The organism is Kitasatospora sp. McL0602, from assembly GCF_052076145.1.
Taxonomy (GTDB): Bacteria; Actinomycetota; Actinomycetes; order Streptomycetales; family Streptomycetaceae; genus Kitasatospora.
In genome coordinates this window covers 2650958-2671292 of the sequence record NZ_CP197246.1, presented here as the reverse complement: position 1 = coordinate 2671292, position 20335 = coordinate 2650958, and the positions used below count along the sequence as shown (strand labels likewise).

22 protein-coding genes are annotated in these 20335 nt (G+C 71.5%); 10 read left to right on the top strand and 12 right to left on the bottom strand.

The genetic code is table 11. The features are described 5' to 3' along the window. Positions 1-21: 21 nt before the first annotated feature. Positions 22-996, top strand: coding sequence for a 4-hydroxy-3-methylbut-2-enyl diphosphate reductase (locus tag ACR68M_RS11995; RefSeq protein ID WP_441250448.1), 975 nt, complete (start codon positions 22-24; stop codon positions 994-996). 131 nt (positions 997-1127) lie between these two features. Next, complete coding sequence (gene ppgK, locus ACR68M_RS11990) at positions 1128-1886, top strand: polyphosphate--glucose phosphotransferase (RefSeq protein ID WP_441250447.1); 759 nt, start codon at positions 1128-1130, stop codon at positions 1884-1886. Between the two features lie 16 nt (positions 1887-1902). Here the strand turns inward: ppgK and ACR68M_RS11985 are convergent, their stop codons facing one another. Then, entirely contained in the window at positions 1903-2496 is a 594-nt protein-coding gene (locus ACR68M_RS11985; RefSeq protein ID WP_441250446.1) for a DUF6542 domain-containing protein, read from the bottom strand. Positions 2497-2625: 129 nt separating this feature from the next. On the opposite strand from ACR68M_RS11985, the gene ACR68M_RS11980 reads away from it, so the two are divergent. The 4 genes from ACR68M_RS11980 (at position 2626) to ACR68M_RS11965 (ending at position 4840) form a co-directional block, all read left to right on the top strand. Next, entirely contained in the window at positions 2626-3012 is a 387-nt protein-coding gene (locus tag ACR68M_RS11980; RefSeq protein WP_441250445.1) for a glyoxalase, read from the top strand. A gap of 74 nt (positions 3013-3086) precedes the next feature. After that, complete coding sequence (ychF, locus tag ACR68M_RS11975) at positions 3087-4160, top strand: redox-regulated ATPase YchF (protein ID WP_441250444.1); 1074 nt, start codon at positions 3087-3089, stop codon at positions 4158-4160. A 147-nt stretch (positions 4161-4307) separates the two neighbouring features. Beyond that, positions 4308-4589 (top strand): type II toxin-antitoxin system Phd/YefM family antitoxin, encoded by a 282-nt coding sequence (locus ACR68M_RS11970; RefSeq protein WP_441250443.1) that lies wholly within the window; start codon positions 4308-4310, stop codon positions 4587-4589. Further along, positions 4586-4840 (top strand): Txe/YoeB family addiction module toxin, encoded by a 255-nt coding sequence (locus ACR68M_RS11965; protein WP_441250442.1) that lies wholly within the window; start codon positions 4586-4588, stop codon positions 4838-4840. Before ACR68M_RS11970 ends, ACR68M_RS11965 begins: the two co-directional genes overlap by 4 nt. Before the next feature lie 71 nt (positions 4841-4911). Here the strand turns inward: ACR68M_RS11965 and ACR68M_RS11960 are convergent, their stop codons facing one another. The 5 genes from ACR68M_RS11960 to sigJ are packed head-to-tail and all read right to left on the bottom strand — an operon-like array spanning position 4912 to position 8015. Further along, entirely contained in the window at positions 4912-5172 is a 261-nt protein-coding gene (locus ACR68M_RS11960) for a Txe/YoeB family addiction module toxin (protein WP_441250441.1), read from the bottom strand. After that, entirely contained in the window at positions 5169-5426 is a 258-nt protein-coding gene (locus tag ACR68M_RS11955) for a type II toxin-antitoxin system Phd/YefM family antitoxin (RefSeq protein ID WP_441250440.1), read from the bottom strand. Before ACR68M_RS11955 ends, ACR68M_RS11960 begins: the two co-directional genes overlap by 4 nt. 55 nt (positions 5427-5481) lie before the next feature. After that, complete coding sequence (locus ACR68M_RS11950; protein WP_441250439.1) at positions 5482-6153, bottom strand: NAD(P)-dependent oxidoreductase; 672 nt, start codon at positions 6151-6153, stop codon at positions 5482-5484. Between the two features lie 23 nt (positions 6154-6176). Next, a complete protein-coding gene (locus tag ACR68M_RS11945; RefSeq protein ID WP_441250438.1) occupies positions 6177-7031 on the bottom strand; it encodes an NAD(P)H-binding protein in 855 nt (284 codons plus the stop codon). A gap of 27 nt (positions 7032-7058) precedes the next feature. Beyond that, a complete protein-coding gene (gene sigJ, locus ACR68M_RS11940) occupies positions 7059-8015 on the bottom strand; it encodes an RNA polymerase sigma factor SigJ (protein ID WP_441250437.1) in 957 nt (318 codons plus the stop codon). 265 nt (positions 8016-8280) lie between these two features. Between sigJ and ACR68M_RS11935 the strand changes: the two genes are divergently transcribed. Next, the gene (locus tag ACR68M_RS11935) at positions 8281-10332 is read left to right on the top strand and encodes a phosphocholine-specific phospholipase C (RefSeq protein ID WP_441250436.1); all 2052 of its coding nucleotides are present in this window, start codon (positions 8281-8283) and stop codon (positions 10330-10332) included. Between the two features lie 36 nt (positions 10333-10368). Here the strand turns inward: ACR68M_RS11935 and ACR68M_RS11930 are convergent, their stop codons facing one another. The 4 genes from ACR68M_RS11930 to ACR68M_RS11915 form a co-directional block, all read right to left on the bottom strand. Further along, entirely contained in the window at positions 10369-11055 is a 687-nt protein-coding gene (locus ACR68M_RS11930) for an HAD-IA family hydrolase (RefSeq protein WP_441250435.1), read from the bottom strand. 58 nt (positions 11056-11113) lie between these two features. After that, entirely contained in the window at positions 11114-11560 is a 447-nt protein-coding gene (locus ACR68M_RS11925; protein WP_441250434.1) for a deaminase, read from the bottom strand. Beyond that, the gene (locus ACR68M_RS11920; RefSeq protein WP_441250433.1) at positions 11557-12243 is read right to left on the bottom strand and encodes a RibD family protein; all 687 of its coding nucleotides are present in this window, start codon (positions 12241-12243) and stop codon (positions 11557-11559) included. Before ACR68M_RS11920 ends, ACR68M_RS11925 begins: the two co-directional genes overlap by 4 nt. 161 nt (positions 12244-12404) lie before the next feature. Then, positions 12405-12989 (bottom strand): pyridoxamine 5'-phosphate oxidase family protein, encoded by a 585-nt coding sequence (locus tag ACR68M_RS11915; protein ID WP_441250432.1) that lies wholly within the window; start codon positions 12987-12989, stop codon positions 12405-12407. A gap of 243 nt (positions 12990-13232) precedes the next feature. On the opposite strand from ACR68M_RS11915, the gene ACR68M_RS11910 reads away from it, so the two are divergent. The 3 genes from ACR68M_RS11910 to ACR68M_RS11900 all read left to right on the top strand — a co-directional run bounded on the left by ACR68M_RS11910 (position 13233) and on the right by ACR68M_RS11900 (position 16876). Beyond that, on the top strand, positions 13233-13388 hold the full coding sequence (locus ACR68M_RS11910) for an SPOR domain-containing protein (RefSeq protein WP_441250431.1): 156 nt from the start codon (positions 13233-13235) through the stop codon (positions 13386-13388). A 22-nt stretch (positions 13389-13410) separates the two neighbouring features. Continuing rightward, positions 13411-13896, top strand: coding sequence for a (deoxy)nucleoside triphosphate pyrophosphohydrolase (locus tag ACR68M_RS11905; RefSeq protein WP_441250430.1), 486 nt, complete (start codon positions 13411-13413; stop codon positions 13894-13896). 247 nt (positions 13897-14143) lie between these two features. Next, a complete protein-coding gene (locus tag ACR68M_RS11900; RefSeq protein WP_441250429.1) occupies positions 14144-16876 on the top strand; it encodes a SpoIIE family protein phosphatase in 2733 nt (910 codons plus the stop codon). Here ACR68M_RS11900 and ACR68M_RS11895 read toward each other — a convergent pair. Then, positions 16864-17106, bottom strand: a complete 243-nt coding sequence (locus tag ACR68M_RS11895; RefSeq protein ID WP_441250428.1) for a hypothetical protein — start codon at positions 17104-17106, stop codon at positions 16864-16866. The two genes, ACR68M_RS11900 and ACR68M_RS11895, sit on opposite strands and share 13 nt — an antisense overlap. A gap of 225 nt (positions 17107-17331) precedes the next feature. Beyond that, the gene (locus tag ACR68M_RS11890; protein ID WP_441250427.1) at positions 17332-20097 is read right to left on the bottom strand and encodes a PKD domain-containing protein; all 2766 of its coding nucleotides are present in this window, start codon (positions 20095-20097) and stop codon (positions 17332-17334) included. Between the last annotated feature and the right edge of the window lie 238 nt (positions 20098-20335).

Sequence of the window (20335 nt, the reverse complement as noted above, 5' to 3'; positions counted from 1 at the left end):
GACAGTCCGTACCATGGGCGCATGTCCAACACTGCTCAGCGCCGCGTCCTGCTCGCCGCTCCCCGGGGCTACTGCGCGGGTGTCGACCGCGCCGTCATCGCCGTCGAGAAGGCCCTGGAGCAGTACGGGGCGCCGATCTACGTCCGCAAGCAGATCGTCCACAACAAGTACGTCGTGCAGACCCTGGAGAAGCAGGGCGCGATCTTCGTCGACGAGACGGAGGAGGTGCCCGAGGGCTCGATCGTGGTCTTCTCGGCGCACGGCGTCGCCCCGGCCGTCCACGACGAGGCGGAGGCGGGCAAGCTCGCCACCATCGACGCCACCTGCCCGCTGGTGACGAAGGTCCACAAGGAGGCCGTCCGCTTCGCCGACGAGGACTTCGACATCCTGCTGGTCGGCCACGAGGGCCACGAAGAGGTCGTCGGCACGATGGGCGAGGCCCCGGACCGCATCCACCTGGTGGACGGGCCCGAGGACGTCGCCAACGTGAAGGTCCGCGACGAGAGCAAGGTCGTCTGGCTCTCCCAGACCACCCTGTCCGTCGACGAGACGATGGCCACCGTCGGCGAGCTCAAGAAGCGCTTCCCGCTGCTGGTCAGCCCGCCCAGCGACGACATCTGCTACGCCACCCAGAACCGCCAGGTCGTGGTCAAGCAGATCGCCCCCGAGACCGACCTGCTGATCGTCGTCGGCTCCAAGAACTCCTCCAACTCCGTCCGCCTGGTCGAGGTCGGCCTGGAGTACGGCGCCAAGGCCGCCCACCTGGTCGACTTCGCGGACGAGATCGACGAGAGCTGGCTCGACGGCGTCACCACCGTCGGCCTGACCAGCGGCGCCTCGGTGCCGGAGATCCTGGTCGAGGGCGTCCTCGCCTACCTCGCCGAGCGCGGCTACGGCGATGTCGAGACCGTCAAGACGGCCGAGGAGCACCTGATCTTCTCGCTGCCCAAGGAGCTCCGCCGCGACCTGCGCGCCGAGGCCGCCGGCAAGCTCTGACCGACCGCTCCGCCGGATGCCCGGGGTTCACGCCGAACCCCGGGCATCCGGCTTTCCCGATCGGCGGGCGAGGTCGCCCCCGCGCCCGTACTTTTGTGCACAGGCTGTGGACGACGGAGGGCGGCAGGGCAGTGACCGAAACATCGGCGGCTTCAGTGTTCGGGGTGGACATCGGCGGCTCCGGCATCAAGGGCGCACCCGTCGACCTCGCCCGCGGCGTCCTTGCCCAGGAGCGCCACAAGGTGCTGACCCCGCACCCCGCCTCCCCGGAGGCCGTCGTCGCCGCCGTCCGCGAGGTCGTCCAGCACTTCGACCACCACGGGCCGGTCGGCCTCACCTTCCCCGGCGTGGTGGTCGGCGGCCACACCCGGACGGCCGCCAACGTCGACAAGGGCTGGATCGGCCTCGACGCGGCCGGGCTCTTCCGCGAGTCCCTCGACCTGCCCGCCGTCGTGCTCAACGACGCCGACGCGGCCGGACTCGCCGAAATCACCCACGGCGCCGGACGCGGCCGCGACGGCGTCGTCCTGGTTCTCACCTTCGGCACCGGCATCGGCAGCGCCCTCTTCGTGGACGGCGCCCTCGTACCAAACACCGAACTCGGCCACCTTGAGATGCGCGGCAAGGACGCCGAACGCCGCGCCTCCGCAGCCGCCCGGGAGCGCCACGAACTCACCTGGGCCGAATGGGCCGTCCGGGTCGACGAGTACCTCGACCTGGTCGAGCGGCTGTTCTCGCCGCAGCTGATCGTCATCGGCGGCGGCGCCAGCCGCAAGCACGACAAGTTCCTCCCGCTGCTCAGCCCCCGGGAAGCCGAGGTCGTCCCGGCGGTGCTGCGCAACGACGCGGGGATCGTCGGCGCGGCGATGGCCGCGGCGGCGGCCCGCTGATCTACGGCCCGCTGGCCTACCTGCTCCGCCGGAAGCGCCGCTGCGCCAGATACCGGGCCGCCACGATCAGGGCCGCCAGGGACGTGCCGGTGAACAGCCAGCCGGCCCGCAGCGCGAGGCCGCTCGCCAGTGCCACCACCTGGGCGGTCACGCCGGGGGCGGAGACCGGGCCGAGCAGCAGCAGGGCGGCGGCGAAGGCGATCGGGCCGCTGATCGGGGCGGCCGGGAGGTCGGCGAGCCGGACGCGTACGGCGAGCTGGAAGCAGACCACCAGGTAGCCCAGCCCGAAGAACACGCCCAGCCCGCCGAAGACCACCCGGTCGACCAGCGCGAACGCCACCGTCCCGGCCACCGCGAGCACACCCGTCCCGACGGCGGTCAGCCGGGCCGGCGGGCCGCCGCGCGGCCGGCCCCGGGCCCCGAGCCCCGGCGGCAGCCGGAGCCGCAACCGGAGCCGCACTCGGGAGGCGGCCGCACCGGCGGGCGGCCGGTACCGGGCCGGGGGCCCCTGCTCGGGGGGCGAGGCCGGCCCCGGTACGGCGGCCTCGGCGGCGCCGGTCGGCGGTCGGCGTCTGGGCCCGGGGGGCTGGGTACGGATGCTCTGCTCCACCCACCCAACGTACGGTCCGATCATCGCCACACTGTGTAATGGCCGCATTCGGGCGTACTTCGTGTCTCCGAACGGAGTACCGTACGGGCCGTACCAGCCGATCAACTGACGATCCTTCAGGGGGCTGCCGTGGCCGAGAGCGCGTACTCCTTCGCCGGTCTGCACCACGTCCAGCTGGACATCCCGGTGGGGGCCGAGGAGCTGTGCCGGGAGTTCTGGTCCGGCGTGCTGGGGATGGTCGAGGTCGAGAAGCCGCCGGTGCTCGCGGCACGCGGCGGATGCTGGTTCCGCGGCGGCGGGGTCGAGATCCACCTCGGCGTGGTCGTCGACTTCACCCCGGCGCTGAAATCCCACCCGGGCATCCTGGTCGCCTCCCTCGACGCGCTGGCCGACCGGCTGGCCGCGCACGGCCTCCCGGTTCACTGGGACGACAACTTCCCGGGGTACCGCCGCTTCCACTCCGCCGACCGGCTGGGCAACCGCCTGGAGTTCCTGGAGCCCACGGCCGCCGTTTAGACCCGTGCCCGTAGACTGGGTGACCGGCCCGTACGGTGCCGCTCGACTCCTCCAAGCCCACGGGACTGCGCTTCATGTCGCTCACGATCGGAATCGTCGGCCTGCCGAACGTCGGCAAGTCGACCCTTTTCAACGCCCTGACCAAGAACGACGTGCTGGCGGCCAACTACCCGTTCGCCACCATCGAGCCCAACGTCGGCGTGGTCGGCGTCCCGGACGCGCGGCTGAACAAGCTCGCGGAGATCTTCGGTTCGCAGCGCATCCTCCCGGCGACGGTCGACTTCGTCGACATCGCGGGCATCGTCCGCGGCGCCAGCGTCGGCGAGGGCCTGGGCAACAAGTTCCTCGCGAACATCCGTGAGTCGGACGCCATCTGCCAGGTCATCCGCGCCTTCGTCGACCCCGACGTGGTCCACGTCGACGGCAAGGTCTCGCCCAAGGACGACATCGAGACCATCAACACCGAGCTGATCCTCGCCGACCTCCAGTCGATCGAGAAGGTGCTCCCGCGGCTCCAGAAGGAGTCCCGCCTCAAGAAGGAGTCGGCCGCCACCCTGGCCGCCGCCGAGGCCGCCCAGAAGATCCTGGAGAGCGGCAAGACCCTCTTCGAGGCCGGCTTCGACGCCTCCTCCGTCCGCGAGCTGCACCTGCTCACCACCAAGCCCTTCCTCTACGTCTTCAACGTCGACGAGGACGAGCTGACCGACGAGGACTTCAAGAACGAGCAGCGCGCCCTGGTCGCCCCCGCCGAGGCCATCTTCCTCAACGCGAAGATCGAGTCCGAGCTCATCGGCATGGACGAGGACGAGGCCCTCGAACTCCTCCAGTCCATGGGCCAGGAGGAGACCGGCATGGCCACCCTCGGCCGCGTCGGCTACGAGACCCTCGGCCTCCAGAGCTACCTCACCGCAGGCCCCAAGGAGACCCGCGCCTGGACGATCAAGAAGGGCGCCACCGCCCCCGAGGCCGCCGGCGTGATCCACACCGACTTCCAGAAGGGCTTCATCAAGGCCGAGGTCATCTCCTTCGACGACCTCGTCACCTGCGGCTCCATCGCCGAGGCCCGCAGCAAGGGCAAGGCCCGCATCGAGGGCAAGGAATACATCATGCAGGATGGCGACGTGGTGGAGTTCCGCTTCAACGTGTGATCGATTGCGTGCTTTCTGTTGAATGACCTGTCGAACGTGCAGGTCACATGGGGCCCACCTCCTCCGGGGGTGGGCCCCAGCGCTTTACCGTGCTGACTGCCGTTATGAGTGGTACGTTATCCGGTACCACTTATAAGGGGGTGCGTCGTGTCCATCACCGCGAGCGAGGCCCGCAAGGACCTCTTCCCGCTCATCAAGAAGGTCAACGACGATCACGACGCCATCGAGATCGTCTCCAAGCACGGGAATGCCGTGCTCATCTCGGCTGATGACTATGCCGCTCTGCGTGAAGGCTCCTACCTGCTGCGGTCGCCGGCGAACGCTCGCCGTCTGCTCAAGGCGTACGAGAACGCATTGGGTCGCGTCAACCTCGCCGAGCATGAGCTGATCGATCCTGACGCTGCAGAGATGGAGCAGGGCACAGCGTGAGGGTCGTCTTCGAGGAGCAGGGCTGGGAGGACTACACGTCCTGGCTCAAGAACGACCGCAAGATGCTCCTTCGGCTCAACAGGCTCATCGAGGACACGCTCCGCGATCCATTCGCCGGGATCGGCAAGCCCGAGCCGCTGAAGTACCACCTGCCGGGCGCCTGGTCGCGACGGATCGATGACGAGCACCGCCTCGTCTATCTCGTCATGGATGAGGAGATCATCGTCTTGGCCGCTCGCTACCACTACTGACCACCGTCTTACCGTCAGCTTCTGACCGTGTGTGTGCTGACTTGGGCCTCGAAAAACGGTGTTTCCCCAGGTCAACTCTCGTAGTGGTAGCGGCACTGGGCGATCAGGACCGAGTCGTCGGTGACCTTGTAGATCAAGCGGTGCTCGTCGTTGATCCGTCGTGACCAGTAGCCCTGGAACCCGTGCTTGAGCGGCTCCGGTTTGCCGATCCCCTCGTTGCCGTTGCGTGCGATATCGGCGATGAGTGTGTTGATCCGCTTGAGGATCCGGCGATCCTGGACCTGCCACCACAGGTAGTCCTCCCAGGCGCGGGAGGCGAAGGTGATCTTCACTCCGGATTCGCCAGCTCACGTACCGTCCCGCCGCCGCTCTCCAGTTCCTCGATGGAAGCCAGGAGGCGTCGCGCGTTCGCGGGGCTGCGCAGCAGGTAAGCGGTTTCCTTCAGCGACTCGTAGTCCTCCAGTGAGACGATGACGACCGGCTCGTGTCCGGCGCGGGTGATCACTATCTCCTCGCGGTCGTCCGTGACGGCGTTCAGCACCTCGGCATACCGTGCGCGTGACTCCGAGTAGGTCATCGTCTTCATGGTCCACCTTTCTGAGTACAGGAAACTGTACGTCCGTACCTGCGCTTCAACAAGCTCAGTCGGCGATGCCCAGGGTGCGGCCGATCGTGTCGGGGTCGTGGAGGGTGTGCAGCATGCAGTGGGCGACGTCGGCCCGGGAGATCTTCGAGCCGCCGCGCAGGTTCTGCTCGTAGGCGATGCGGTAGTCGCGGGTCAGTGGCTTGTCGGTGAGCTGTGGAGGGCGGATGACGGTCCAGTCCAGGCTGCTTGCGTGCAGGACGTCCTCCATCAGGGCCAGGTCGGCGTAGTGGGCGCGGAGGACGGTCTTCACCATCGGGCTGAGCAGGTGCCGCATGACGAACCCGTCGCCGGGGTCGTGGCGGGGCGGCCTCGGGCGGGCGGGTGAGGGCACTGTCCCGATCGGTGCGGCGCTGACCACGACGATGCGTCGTACGTCGGTGGCCGCCATCGCGCCGACGATGGCCCGGGTGCCGTGTTCGGCGACCCCGACTCCCGACTTCCCCACTGCGCCGAGCCCCGACAGGACGGCGTCGGCCCCTTCGACGGCCGAGCGCAGGGTCGCCGCGTCGGCAGTCGACAGGTCGGCCTGGACGACCCGGGCTGCGGTCCGGCCGGTGAGCTTCGCGGGGTTGCGCACCACCGCTGTGACGTCGTGGCCCTCGGCCAGTGCCTGGTCGAGGAGTTGGCGGCCGATTCCTCCGGTGGCCGCGAAGACGGTGAGCTTCATCTGTCCTTACCTCCTACGGGCGTTCAGCCGCGGAATGCGGCTGCGTGGTCGGCTGCCCAGTCGGCGAAGGTGCGCGCCGGGCGGCCGAGGATCTTCGCCACCTCGCCGGTGGCGGGGTGCTGGGGGCGGTCTAGGTGCCGGGCGTACCGGGCCATCAGCGCCGCGACGAACGGCGCGGGCAGGCCGTAGCGGATCATGCCCTGGGCGGCGGTCTCCGGCGGGACTTCCTGGAGGCGCAGCGGTCGGCCGAGCGCGTGGCCGATGATGCCGACCGTCTGCTCGTGTGTGAGCGTCTCGGGGCCGGTCAACTCCACGCGCCGACCCACCAGTTGATCGGTCAGGAGGGCGCAGGCGCCGGCCTCGGCGAGGTCCCGCTCGTCGAGCAGCGACTCCTGGAACCGCGCGTACGGGTAGCGGACGATGTCGCCGCCCCGGATCTGTTGGCCCCAGGCCTGGAGCGTGTTGCCGGCGAAGGAGCTCGCCCGCAGGCTGGTCCACTCCAGGCCGCTGCCGACGGCGGCGTCCTCGGCCTCCTTGTTGAAGTCCCCCCGGAAACGGGAGGGTTGTTCGTCGAGCGGGTCGTCGACGTTCAGCGCGGTCAGCGCCACGATCTTCCGTACGCCCCGCTCCCGGGCCCGCGCGACGAGCGCGGCCGAGGCTGCGCCGACCGCGCGCGGGTGCAGGAACAGCGCGGTGACGCCGTCCAATGCGGAGTCGAGGGCGGGGTTGGCCTGGGCGACCTCGACCCCGCCGGGCAGGCCGAGGGCCCGCGCGGGCCCGGGGTTGCGGGTGACGGCCCGGACGGCCGCGCCCCGGGTCAGGAGGAGATCTACGAGCCGGCGTCCGACGGTGCCCGTTGCTCCGGTTACCAGGATCATCTCGCTGCCTCTCGGCCCACGCGGCTCTCAGCTCACGTGGGTCAGCTTGTCGGGGTTGGTCACGAAGTAGATGCCGCTGACCTGTTCGCCGTCCGGCGCCAGGTCGAGGACGAGCACGGCGAACGGCACGTCGCTGGCGAACAGCAGGGCCGAGGGGTCGCCGTTGACCAGCCCCCAGCGGACCTGCACGCCGTCGGGTGCGCGGTTCGCGCCACCGGCCAGCAGCCGGGCGACCTTGTCGCGGCCGTGGACCGGCCGGGGCCCGGCGGCCGTCGCCTTCCCGCCGCCGTCGGCCCAGAGGGTCACGTCCGGTGCCAGCAGCCGGAGCAGCACCTCCAGGTCACCACCGGCGACGGCGGCGGCGAAGTGCTCGGTCACCTGCTGCCGCACCTGCGGATCGGTCCGGAACCGGGGCCGGCGGGCCTGGACGTGCTCGCGGGCGCGGTGGGCGGTCTGCCGTACGGCGGCCGGGCTGCGGCCGAGGATGGCCGCCGTCTCGGTGTGGGCGTAGCCGAAGACCTCGTGCAACACGAACACCGCCCGTTCCAGCGGGGTGAGCGTCTCCAGGACGACCATCAGCGCCATCGACACCGAGTCGGCGTGCTCGGTCGCATCGACCGGGTCGGCCGCGTCGGGGGCGGGTGCTGCGAGGCCCGCGGGTGCGAGGGCGGTGACCAGGGGTTCGGGCAGCCACGGGCCGAAGTAGCTCTCCCGTCGGCGGCTGATCTCGGCCTGGCGGGCGAGCGCCCGGTTCACCGCCATCCGGACCAGGTAGGCGCGCGGATGCTCGATCGGCCCCGCGTCCGGGCTCTCGACCTGGGAGACCCGGGAGACCCAGGAGAGCCAGGTCTCCTGGAGGACGTCCTCGGTGTCGGCGACCGTGCCGAGCAGGTTGTAGACCATCGAGAACAGCAGCTCCCGGTGGTCGGTGAAGACGTGCGTCGCGGCGTCGATGCCGCGCGGCGCGGTGTCGGACTCGGACATCGTGGGTCTCCTCTCGCGTCCGGATCCTGAGAGTCGCAGGAGCCGGAGAGTGTGACATCGGCGTGAGGAGCGTGATCCACGCCTCGTGACGCGCCCGCGATCCGGTCGCGGGCGGGCCGTCGTCACTGACGGACGGTCATCGACGTTCCCGGTTCACGGAGGGTTCGCCGCCCGGCTCACCTGGGGGCGCGGGTCGTTCGCGCGGGCGTGGCGACACTGGCCCGGCAGTCGCCGCGTACCGGATGAGCAGGAGAGACGTACCCTCATGACCGATCTCAACCGTCGAAGGTTCATGCAGCTGGCGGGCGGCACGGCCGCCGCCTCGCTGCTGTCCACCAGCATCGCCCGTGCTGCCGAGATCCCGGCGAACCGCCGTACCGGGAGCCTGCAGGACGTGGAGCACATCGTCGTCCTGATGCAGGAGAACCGTTCCTTCGACCACTACTTCGGGGCGCTGCGCGGTGTCCGTGGGTTCGGTGACCCGCGGCCGGTGGTGCTGCCGAGTGGGAAGTCGGTCTGGTACCAGTCGGACGGTACGAAGGACGTGCTGCCGTTCCGGCCGCAGGCGGACAACCTCGGGATGCAGTTCCTGGAGGACCTCAACCACGACTGGAACGGCGGCCACAAGGCCTGGAACCAGGGCAAGTACGACAAGTGGGTACCGGCCAAGACCGCGACCACGATGGCGTACCTGACGCGTGAGGACATTCCGTTCCACTACGCGCTGGCCGACGCGTTCACGATCTGCGACGCGTACCACTGCTCGCTGGTCGGTCCCACCGACCCGAACCGGTACTACATGTGGACCGGCTGGACCGGGAACGACGGCACCGGCGGCGGCCCGGTCATCACCAACGCCGAGGCCGGGTACTCCTGGACGACCTACCCCGAGCGGCTGGAGCAGGCCGGGGTGAGCTGGAAGATCTACCAGGACGTGGGCGACGGCCTGGACGCCGCGGGCGGCTGGGGCTGGATCGGCGACGCCTACCGGGGCAACTACGGCGACAACTCGCTGCTGTACTTCGACAACTACCGCAACGCCAAGCCGGGCGACCCGCTCTACGACAAGGCCCGGACGGGTACGGACGCGAAGGCCGGGGAGGGGTACTTCGACATCCTGAAGGCGGACGTCAAGGCGGGCAAGCTGCCGCAGGTCTCCTGGATCGTCGCCCCCGAGGCGTTCACCGAGCACCCCAACTGGCCCGTCAACTACGGCGCCTGGTACATCGCGCAGGTGCTGGACGCGCTGACCGCCGACCCCGAGGTGTGGGCGAAGACGGCGCTGGTCATCACGTACGACGAGAACGACGGCTTCTTCGACCACGTCGTGCCGCCGTACCCGCCGGCCTCGCGGGCGCAGGGGCAGACCACGGCCGACTCCACCCTGGAGATCTACCGGCCGAAGTCGCCCACGGACCGGAACGTCGCGGGTCCGTACGGCCTCGGGCAGCGGGTGCCGACCTTCGTCGTCTCGCCGTGGAGCAAGGGCGGGTACGTCTGCTCCCAGACCTTCGACCACACCTCGATCATCCAGCTGATCGAGCGGCGCTTCGGCGTGCACGAGCCGAACATCTCGCCGTGGCGCCGCGCGGTGTGCGGTGACCTGACGGCGGCCTTCGACTTCGGACGCACGGACGCCACCGTCCCGGCGCTGCCGGACACCCGTGGCTACCTCCCGCCGGACCGCGACCGGCACGCCGACTACGTCCCGACGCCCCCGGCCAACCCGGCGCTGCCCAAGCAGGAGCCCGGACTGCGCCGGGCCCGCCCGCTGCCGTACGACCTGCTGGTCGACGGCCACCTCGGCGCGGACGGCCGGCTGCGGACCGACTTCGCCAGCCACGGCGCGGCCGGTGCGAGCTTCTACGTGACCTCGGCGACCAACCCGGACGGCCCGTGGAGCTACACCGTCGGCGCCGGGCAGCAGCTGTCGGACAGCTGGAGCGTCAGCGGCGCGTACGACTTCACGGTCTACGGCCCGAACGGCTTCCACCGGCAGTTCAAGGGGCGGGCGCGCGGCCCCGAGGTGGTGACGCGTCAGGACCCGGAGAGCGGGCAGCTCCGGCTGACGCTCACCAACGAGGGCACCGAGCCGGTCCGCCTGACCGTCCGGGACGCGTACGGCGCGAAGCCGCCCGTGCCGTACCAGCTCCGGCCCGGCGGGCGGGTCGTGCACCTGGCGCCGACCGGGAACAGCCACGGCTGGTACGACCTGTCGGTCGTCTCGGACCGGGACGGCGACTTCCTGCGCCGGCTGGCCGGCCACGCCGAGACGGGCCGCGCGAGCACGAGCGACCCAGCGATCGCAACGCACTGAGAGGCCCGCTGAGAGGGCCCGGCAGGAGACGTGCGGTCACGGTCGCAGGGTGACCGTGACCGTGCCGTCGGGCCCCGGGGTGATCCGGACCTGGTCGAGGGTGTCGACGTGCGCCGTCGGGTGGTGGGCGGCGGCGCGCGGGCCGACCCCGACGACCGGCATCCCGGCGGCGAGCGCGGCGGCGATGCCGGCCTCGGAGTCCTCGAAGGCCAGGCAGTCGGCGGGGGCGAAGCCCAGCTCGGCGGCGCCCTTGAGGAAGCCCTCCGGGTCGGGCTTGCTCGCGCTGACCGACTCGGCGGTCACGGTGACGGGCGGCATCGGGAGCCCGGCGGCGGCCATCCGGGTGCGGGCGAGGGCGGCGTCGGCCGAGGTGACCAGGGCGTGCGGGTGGCCCACGAGGGCGGCCAGGAAGGCGGCGGCGCCGGGGATCGGCACGACGCCCTCGGTGTCGGCGGTCTCCTCGGCGAGCATCAGCCGGTTCTCGGCGAGGTTCTGCTCCATCGGGCGGTCGGGCAGCAGGATGGCCATGCTGAGGTGGCCCTGGCGGCCGTGCACGACGCGCATCGTGGCGTCAGGGTCGAGCCCTTGCCGCTCGGCCCAGCGGCGCCAGCAGCGTTCGACGACCGCGTCGGAGTTGACGAGCGTGCCGTCCATGTCGAGCAGGAGAGCACGGGGCCGGAGGCTGATGGTCCGGGGGACGGCCGGGGGGACGGTCTCGGGCATGCTGGCTCCTCGGGATCGTTTAGTTTGTTCCTCCACCATACAAAACGATGGGGGAGAACTACCCCAGAAGATGCGCATTGACGGCCCGCGCGGCCTCGGCCAGCTCGGCCAGCTCGACCACCTCGACCCCGGCGGCCGTCAGCAGCGCTGTCCCCTGGCAGGCGGCGACGAAGAGCTCCGGCTCCCGCCAGCCGACCACGACCCGGGGCACGCCGGCCGCGACGATCAGCTCGGCGCAGGTGCGTGGCCGGGAGGCCCGCTGCCCGCACGGCTCCAGCGAGCTGTAGACCGTCGCGGTGCGCAGCCGTGGGTCGCCGGTCGGCAGCTTGCCGAGCGCGGTCTCCTCGGCGTGGCCCACCGCGTCGAGCTCCCGGCTGTACCCCTCGCTGAGCACGGTGCCGTCGGCGCCGACGATCACCGCGCCGACCGAGAACGCCGTCGCGGACGGCGGGCAGAGCCGGGACAGCTCGACGGCGCGGGCCAGCCACTGCAGGTCTGAGCTCACGAGGCGGACTCCTTGGGGGCGTACCGGAGCAGGACGACGTCTCCCACAGTACGTGCCCCCAGCAGCCGCATCCGCCGCCCCGGACCGCCGGGGAAGGCCGCCGGGCCGACGAACCTCGGGGCCGTCGGCTGCCCGACCAGCAGCGGTGCGACGGCCAGCTGGAGTTCGTCGGCCAGGCTCTCGGCGAGGAACTGGGTGTGCACGCCGCTCCCGCCCTCCACCATCAGCCGCCCGATGCCGCGCCGGCCCAGGTCGTCCAGCACCGCGCCCAGCTCCACCCGCTGCCCGGTGGCCACCACCTCGGCCGTCGCGCCGAGCCGCGTGCGCAGCGAGGGTGCGGCGGCGGCCGTCGTGTAGACCACCTTCGCCCCGCCGGTGTGCCAGAAGTTCAGCCCCGGGTCGAGCTCGCCGCTCCCGCTCAGGGTGACCTTCAGCGGGTACTCCGGCTCTCCCTCCGCGACCCTGGCGGCCCGCCGCCCGGGGGAGTTGACCAGCAGCCGGGGGTTGTCGACCCGCAGGGTGTTGCCGCCGACCAGCAGCGCGTCGCAGGAGGCCCGCACCTCGTCGACCCGGTCGAAGTCCTCCGGGTTGGAGAGCAGCAGCCGCTCCGCCGACGCGTCGTCGAGGTATCCGTCGACCGACATGGCGGCGCTCAGCAGGACGTACGGGCGGGCGGCTGCCATCGCGGGGTTCCGTTCACTCGGGGTCGGACTGCCACCGTACGGGCCGCGCATACGGGTCGCGCGTACGGGAGCTGTTCGCCCGAAGACACGGCGGCGTACGGTCGTTGTTCGCTGGTTCGCCCTGAACTGACCTTCCGGCAGACCGAGTTCGCTGCCCGGGGTCAGTTGGCCCGGGGCGGCACCGGCAGTGGCAGTGCGGGCAGCCCGTCGATGCTGGTGCCCACGTACTCCTTGCCCTCGCAGTAGGTCGAGAAGTTCTCCTCACCCTTGCGGTCGAAGTACTCCGCGTGCATGTCGCGGTCCTCGCGGTAGTCCATGATCGGGACGGCGAACCCGCAGGAGTCGCTGACCCGCTCGGCCCGCACGAGCACCACGGCCCGCAGCCCGGAGCCGTCCACCGACGGGTCGAAGTGCCGCATCAGACCGTCGAACCGAGGGTCGTCCCGGAAGACCGGCTCGCCCCGGCCGTGCACCCGCACCACCGTCGGCGGCCCGGTGAACGCGCACCACATCAGGGTGATCCGCCCGTTCTCCCGCAGGTGCGCGATGGTCTCGGCGGTGCTGCCGCCGAAGTCCAGGTACGCCAGGGTGAGTTCGTCCAGCACGACCAGCGTGCCCGAACGGCCCTTGGGGGACACGTTGACGTGGCCGTCCTCCGTCAGCGGCGCGGTGGCCGTGAAGAAGACGGGCTGGCTCTCGATGAACTTCCGCAGACGTCCTTCAATGCACTTGTAAGTCTTTCCCATGGGACCGATTGTGGCCGCCGAACCAGCCCGACAGGGAGGGGATTTGCCGGTTGTCCCGAATGGCGATACGTCAGTTCTCATACTTCGAGACGCCATGGACGGGCCGGGCGCTCTGCCCTTACCTCCCGTTAACAGGTTGCGTACCCGTCGGTAGCAACCCGGTCGTACTGTCTGACCCGCGCCGGAGGCCCGGTCCGCCCCCCACCGGGCCGGGCCCACCGCCCCGGCGGCTACGGTCAAGGCATGACCACCACGTACCGGGTGATGCGGCAGGACGACAACGGCAACCGCTACCTGCTCGCGAAGGGCCTGACCCGCGCGGCGGCGGAGGCCCTCGCGGCCGAGTACGAGGCACGCGGCCACAAGCAGCTCTACTGGGTCGAGCCCGAGGACGGCTAGCGGCCGCATAGGGTCGTCCACCATGAGCGCGATGAACCCGATGAACCCGATGAACCCGATGAACCCGATGAAGCCGATGAAGCCGGTAGACGCCACCGGCCCGACTGCGGACGCGACGGAGAACCGGATCGTCGTCGGCGGCGCCCTCGTCCACCACGGCCGGGTGCTGGCCGCCCGCCGCAGTGCGCCGCCGGAGGTCGCGGGGTACTGGGAGTTCCCCGGCGGGAAGGCCGAGCCGGGGGAGACGCAGGAGCAGGCGCTGGAGCGCGAGCTGCACGAGGAGCTGGGGGTCAGGGCGCGGGCGCTGAGCCGGCTGCCCGGGGCGTGGGTCGTCCGCCCGGGGCTGGAGCTGCGGATCTGGGCGGCCGAGCTGGTCGAGGGTGAGCCGCAGCCGCTCCAGGACCACTCGGAGGTCCGCTGGCTCGGTCTGGACGAACTCACCGAGGTCGACTGGCTCGCCCATGACCGCGAGGTGCTCCCGTACGTTGCCGAGCTCCTGGCGGGCTGAGCTCCCGGCAGGCTGAGCTGCGGGCTGAGCGGCGCTGCGTACGGCGGGGGGCTACTCCAGGTAGGTCAATCGGAAAAGATGACCCAGAATGCCGGGATATCCAGTCATTCCACGGGGTATGTCACTGTTCGACAGCGTTCGTCACCATTGGTGAGGCGGGGCCCGGCCGTCGCAGCGAGGGTGTGGAGCGCCCCGGGCCCCGGCACCTCCGCCGGGGCTCGCAGCCCGAGAGCCGGAGGCCCCGTAGGTGTCGAGTACGGGTAGCAACAAGGGCGGCGCCCCCGCCCGCGCCCGCCTGCGGCGTCGCACGCCCGCGCCCGATGCGGTCCAGGGCGCCCGCAGCTCCCCGCAGCCGATGCTCCGCCGCCGCAAGGAGGCCCCCCTCACGCCGCCCACGGCCGAGGCGGCGGCGTACTCCGCGCCGACCGTCCGGGGCCGCCCGGCGGCGCCCTTCCCCGGCAGCAGCGCCCCGCACGCCCAGCGCTTCGGCGAGCACACCCAGGGCAGCCTGCTCGACGTCGTCAAGGTCGCCATCGGCATCCTCGACACCGCCGGGCGGGTGGTGCTCTGGAGCCCGGCCGCCGAGCAGCTGCTCGGCTGGCCGAGCGAGCTGCTGGTCGGCCGCCGGATCGACGAGCTGATCGGCAGCGAGACGCTGGTCGGGCAGATCCGCACCGCCATCCAGGACACCCTGCGCAACGGCAGCTGGCACGGCCTCACCGAGCTGCACCACCGTGAGGGCCCGCTGGTCGCCGTCGAGGCCCGGATCTCGATGCTGGTCGACGGTGACGGCACCCCCTTCCTCCAGGTCGCCCTCGCCGAGGCCGCCACCCTCCAGGCCGTCGAGCGCGACCTCGCCGTCCGGGACGCGCTCTTCGAGCAGTCCCCGCTCGGCATCGCCGTCCTCGACACCGAGCTGCGCTACACCGCCGTCAACCGCACCCTCGCCGAGATGAACGGCCTGCCCGCCGAGGACCACGTCGGCCGGACCACCGGCGAGACCCTCCCCGAGCGCGCCGCCGACGAGATCACCGCCATCCAGCGCCAGGTGCTGGCGACCGGCGAGCCCGTCATCGACGTCACCCTCGCCTCCCCGAGCACCGCCCGCTCCGGCTTCCGATCGATCTCGTACAGCCGGATGACCGACCGGGCCGGCAAGGTGCTCGGCATCTCCGGCACCGTCATGGACGTCACCGACCGGTACCGCGCCATCGCCAAGGTCGAGCACGCCCGGCGGCGGCTCTCGCTGCTCAACGAGTTCGGCTCCAGGGTCGGCGACCTGCTCGACGCGACCCGGATCGCCCAGGAGCTGGCGGGGGCCGTGGTGCCCAGGCTCGCGGACTTCGCCGCCGTCATCCTGCTCCAGGCCGTCGCCCACGGCGACGACCTGCCCCGGCACGGCCACGACCGCCGCACCTCCCTGCTCCAGCTCGGCGTCGCCTCCGTGCAGGACGGCGCCGAGGTCGAGGTGATGCTCCGGCGCGGCGCCCGGATCACCTTCGCCGAGGACTCCTCCTTCGGCCGGGTGCTGCGCACCGGCGTGCCCGAGCTGCTCTCCGGCCCGGCCGAGCTCAGCGATCTCACCTACCCCGGCGACCCGAAGGTGCAGGCCGCCCACGAGCTCGGCGTGCACTCCCGGCTGGTCGTGCCGCTGCGGGCCCGGGGCATCGTGATCGGCCTGCTGGTGGTCAGCCGCTCCGGCTACCGCGAGGGCTTCGACCGCGACGACCTGGCCTTCACCGTCGAGCTCGCCGACCGCGCGGGCAGCTCCCTCGACAACGCCCGGCTCTACGCCCGCGAACGCACCGCCGCACTCACCCTCCAGCGCACCCTGCTGCCCCAGCAGGTCCCGCAGCCGCACGGCGTCGAGGTCGCCTACCGGTACGTCCCCGGCAGCAGCGGCACCGAGGTCGGCGGCGACTGGTTCGACGTCATCCCGCTGCCCGGCGACCGCACCGCGCTGGTGGTCGGCGACGTGATGGGCCACGGCCTGCGCGCCGCCGCGACGATGGGGCGGCTGCGCACCGCCGTCCGCACCCTGGCCGGGCTCGACCTGGAGCCCGAGATCCTGCTGCGGCACGTCCACGAGCTGGCCGACGACCTCGCCCAGGGCCCGGACGAGGCGCTGCTCGCCACCTGCGTGTACGTCGTCTTCGACCCCGCCACGCGCAAGCTCATCGCGACCAAGGCGGGCCACATCCCGCCCGTCCTGATCGTCCCGAAGGAGCCGGTCGAGGAGGCCAGCCGGATCGGTAGCGCGCTGACCGGCGGTGTCGGCCAGATCCTCGACCTGCCCTCGGGCGCGCCGCTCGGCGTCGGCGGGGTGCCGTTCGAGTCGATCGAGCTGGAGATCCCGGAGGGCAGTCTGCTGGCGCTGTGCACCGACGGGCTGGTCGAATCCCGGGACAAGGACCTCGACGTCGGGCTCGGGCGGCTGCTGACGGTGCTGGAGCAGCCGCACGCCTCGATCCAGCAGGCCTGTGAGGCGGTGCTGGAGACGATGGAGCAGGGCCGCGAGCCGGACGACGTGGCGCTGCTGCTGGCCCGGCTCGGCCGGGGCCAATCGGGCATCCCCACCGCCGGGTGGACGCTGCCCGCCGAGCCGACGGCCGTCTCCCGGGCTCGCCGCCTGGTGCGCGGGACGCTGGCCGAGTGGGAGGTCGAGCGGCTGACCGACACCGCCGAACTCCTGGTCAGCGAGCTGGTCACCAACTCGGTCCGCTACGCCAGCGCCCCGATCGGCGTCCGCCTGAATCTCGGTGACACCCTGCTGGTGGAGATCTCCGACCCGCTGCCCGACCCTCCGCGCGAGCGCCACGCCGCCGAGGCGGACGAGGGCGGCCGGGGCCTGGAGCTCGTCCGCCGGCTGGCGCTGCGCTGGGGCACCCGCGCGGAGGGGATGGGCAAGGTCGTCTGGTTCGAGCTGTCCGTCGACGGCGTCGAACCGGACGGGTCACTCCCGGACGATCACCTGGTGTAGCCCTGGACGTCCACCAGGACGTCGGTGCTGCCACCGAAGTTGTGGACCGCGATGTAGCTGTCGGCGGAGACGGGCACCCACGCGAGGTTGGGCACGGTCTGCCCGGCGGCGAAGTTGAGCGTTGAGGTGCCCGGCCGGGCCTGGTCCGCCGCGTACGCGGTCAGGTAGCCGCCGCCGGTCGGGCGGGTGGCGGTCAGGTTGACCAGGACGGCCGCCGTGCCGTCCGGCACCCCGGCGGTGCCGGTGACCTTCAGGCGGGCGGTGCCGCCGTGACCGAGAGCACGAGCGAGGTCAGCGCCACGGTGCGTTGGTGACGCAAGAGTTGATCCCCCATGGATGCGACGACCGGGCGCTCCGCCCGGTCCGGTGGGCCAACTGGGAGTTGGCCCACCGGAGTTGATCATCCGTGGCTGACGAACCGGTGTACGGGGGCCGGCCTGCCCCCGAGCATCGGCTTAGTTCTCGTAGCCCTGGATGTCGACCAGGACGTCGGTGTTCCCGCTGTGGTTGTAGACCTCGATGTAGCCGTCGGAGGAGACCGGGACGAACGCGAGGTTCGGGACGGTCTGGCCGGGGGCGAAGTTGAGGATCGACGTCAGGGGGCGGGGCGAACCGGCCGCGTAGGCGGTCAGGAAGCCGGCGGCCGTCGGGTTGGTGGCCGTCAGGTTGACCAGGACGCCGGTCGCGTGCTCCGACACCCCGGCGACGCCGGTGACCTTGACGCGGACGGTGCCTCCGGCGCCGAGCGTGCTGTGGTTGACGCGGGTGTCGAGCAGGCGGGTCGGGGTGACGGTCTGCAGCGGGCCGGTGGCGGAGACCGGGGCCGAGTAGAAGGCCTGGATGTCGGCGATCAGGTGGACGCTGCCGTTGTGGTTGTAGAGCGTGACGGTGCCGTCGGCGTCGATCGGCACCGTGACCTGGTTGGCGATGGTCTGGTTGGCCGCGAAGTTGAGGCTGGAGCTGCTCGGCGGGTTGCCGTCGGGGGCAGCGGTGACGTACCCGCCCTGGGTGGGCTGGGTGGCCGTCAGGTTCAGCACCACCGCGCGGGCCACGTCCGGGAGCAGGCCCGCGCCTCCCCGGACCTTGACCTTGATGGTGTCGCCACCGCCGAGCGGGCCGTGGGTCGCCCGGGTGTCGAGCACCCGGGTCGGGGTGACGGACCCGATGAAGTTCCCGGCGCCGACGGTCGGCACCTGCAGGCCGTAGTAACCGGCGATGTCGGCGACGAGGTCCACGCTGCCGTTGAAGTTGTAGAGCGAGACCTTCCCGTCCGGCCCGACCGGGACGACGACGGCGTTGGCCACGGTCTGCCCGGCGGTGAAGTTCAGGCTGGAGACGGTCGGGCGGACGGATCCGCTCGGGAAGGCGGTGACGAAGCTGCCCGCCGTCGGCCGGGTCGCCGTCAGGTTGAGCAGTACGGCCGACACCTTGCCGGCCTCCGGGAGACCGGCGACACCGGCGACCTGTAGCTTCAGCACCTGGCCACCGCTGACCGGCGCCCCGCTGCCCGGCAGCCCACTGCCCGCACGGGTGTCGAGCACCCGGGTGGGCCGCATCGGGACGAACTGGTCGGTGATCGTCACGACCTGGCCGAACGACCCCTGGCGGCCCTGGGTGTCGGTGACGGTGGTGAGCACCATGTACTGGCCGGACTTGGCGTAGGTGTGGGTGTCCTGCGTGGTGGCCGGGGTGCCGTCGCCGTAGTCGAAGGTGGTGGTCGCCACCGGCCACGGGCTGGTGGTGCCGGTGGTGTCGGCGCGCACGTGCCTCAGGTCGGTGCTGTCCTGGGTGACCTTCAGCATCGGGTGCACCGGCGCCGGGCCGGTGATGGTGACCACCTGGGTCTGCTTGGCGGTCTGCCCCAGGCTGTCGGTGCCGGTGGCCGTGACGGTGTAGCTGCCGGCCTTCGGGAAGGCGTGGGTGAGCGGCGAGACCGCGCCCGTGACGACCGTGCTCTTGTCGCCGAAGTCGACGGAGACCTTGGTGTCGGTCGACCAGGCGGAGTTGGCGGTGAACTCGACCAGGGCGTCCAGCGGGTGGCTGATGTCGGGCTGCGGGGTGACGGCGAGCCGGAGGTGCAGGGCCGGGGCCTGGAACTCGGTGGCACCGCGGTCGTGGGTGCCGGTGCCCTTCACCAGCGGGTCGTGCACCCGGGCCAGGCCCAGCAGGTCGGTGTCCTGCTCGCCGGGCGCGCTCGGGTCGGCGGAGTCGATCAGCACCGAGCCCTCGGTGTTGCCCAGCAGCGTCTTGGCGGGCGCGGCGAGGTCGTGTGCGCCCTGGCCGCTGGCCTTCTGGAAGTCCTCGGCGTTGGCGTAGAGCGTGCTGCCCCACTTGTACGGCGACGGCTGCTGGGTGCTGACGACGTTGTAGTCCGCCTTGGTGCCGGCGGTCGAGTCGGCCGCGACCGCCAGGCCCACGGGGGTGGCGCCGCCGCCGCCGTCGGCGTCCTGCTCGGCGAAGACGTTGTTCTCGACGGTGGTCGCCGACGCGGCGCCCGAGATCTCGACGGCGGGGCCGTTGGAGTGGTTCACCGTGTTGCCGGTGATCACCGTGCCGGTGGCGCCCTTGACCGAAATCCCGTCACCCTGCGCGCGGTTGACGAGGTTGGTGGTGATCACGGCCCCGGTCACACCCTGGGCGACGGCCACGGCATCGCCCGTCGTGTAGCTGAGCTGACTGTGGCTCAGCGTCACGTCGCTGCTAGCCCCGGTGATCAGCACACCGGGGTGGGTGCCCTTGTCGCCGCCGTCCTGCGCGACGGAGACGTCGTCCAGGGTGATCTTGCTGGACCCGGTCACGACCACGGCGCCCTCGGTGCCCTTGGTGACGAGGTGCCGCACGGCGACGTCGTGCACGCCGTCCAGCGTCAGGCCGTGCACCCCGCTCAGGTCGGCGTACGGGGTCAGGTAGTTCGGACGCTGGTCCGGCCCCTCGAAGGTGATCGGCGCGCCCGGCGTACCCGAGCGCGTCAGGTGGACGTCCCCGGCGTAGAAGCCCGGGGCGATGTGCACGGTCTGGCCCGCCTGGGCCACGGCCGCGGCGGCCGAGACGGTGCAGAACGGAGTCGCCTTGCTGCCCGCCACGGCGTTGTCGGAGCAGGTGGCGGCGGCCTTGTCGACGTACAGGTCGAGCGTGTCGGCGTGGGCGACACCGACGAGCGGCAGCCCGGTGGTGACCGAGACGACGAGAGCCGCTATGGCGGCGGTGCGGTTGTGACGCACGGAGGATCCCCCTGAGGACGTGGAAGCACGGGTCAGCAAACAGGACTGCTGAGTGGCGGCTCAGGTTGTACTGGCGGAAGAGAAGAATTGCGGCGGGCGGTGCGGCCGGACACTCCTCGGCCGCACGACACCCGCCAAGTCGGGTACGTCGTGCGCCGACCGCCCGGCTTCTCCGGGTCCGATCTCCCCTCGCACGACAGGCCGATCTTGCCAGATCCGTGCGTGGTTCGAACAGGCG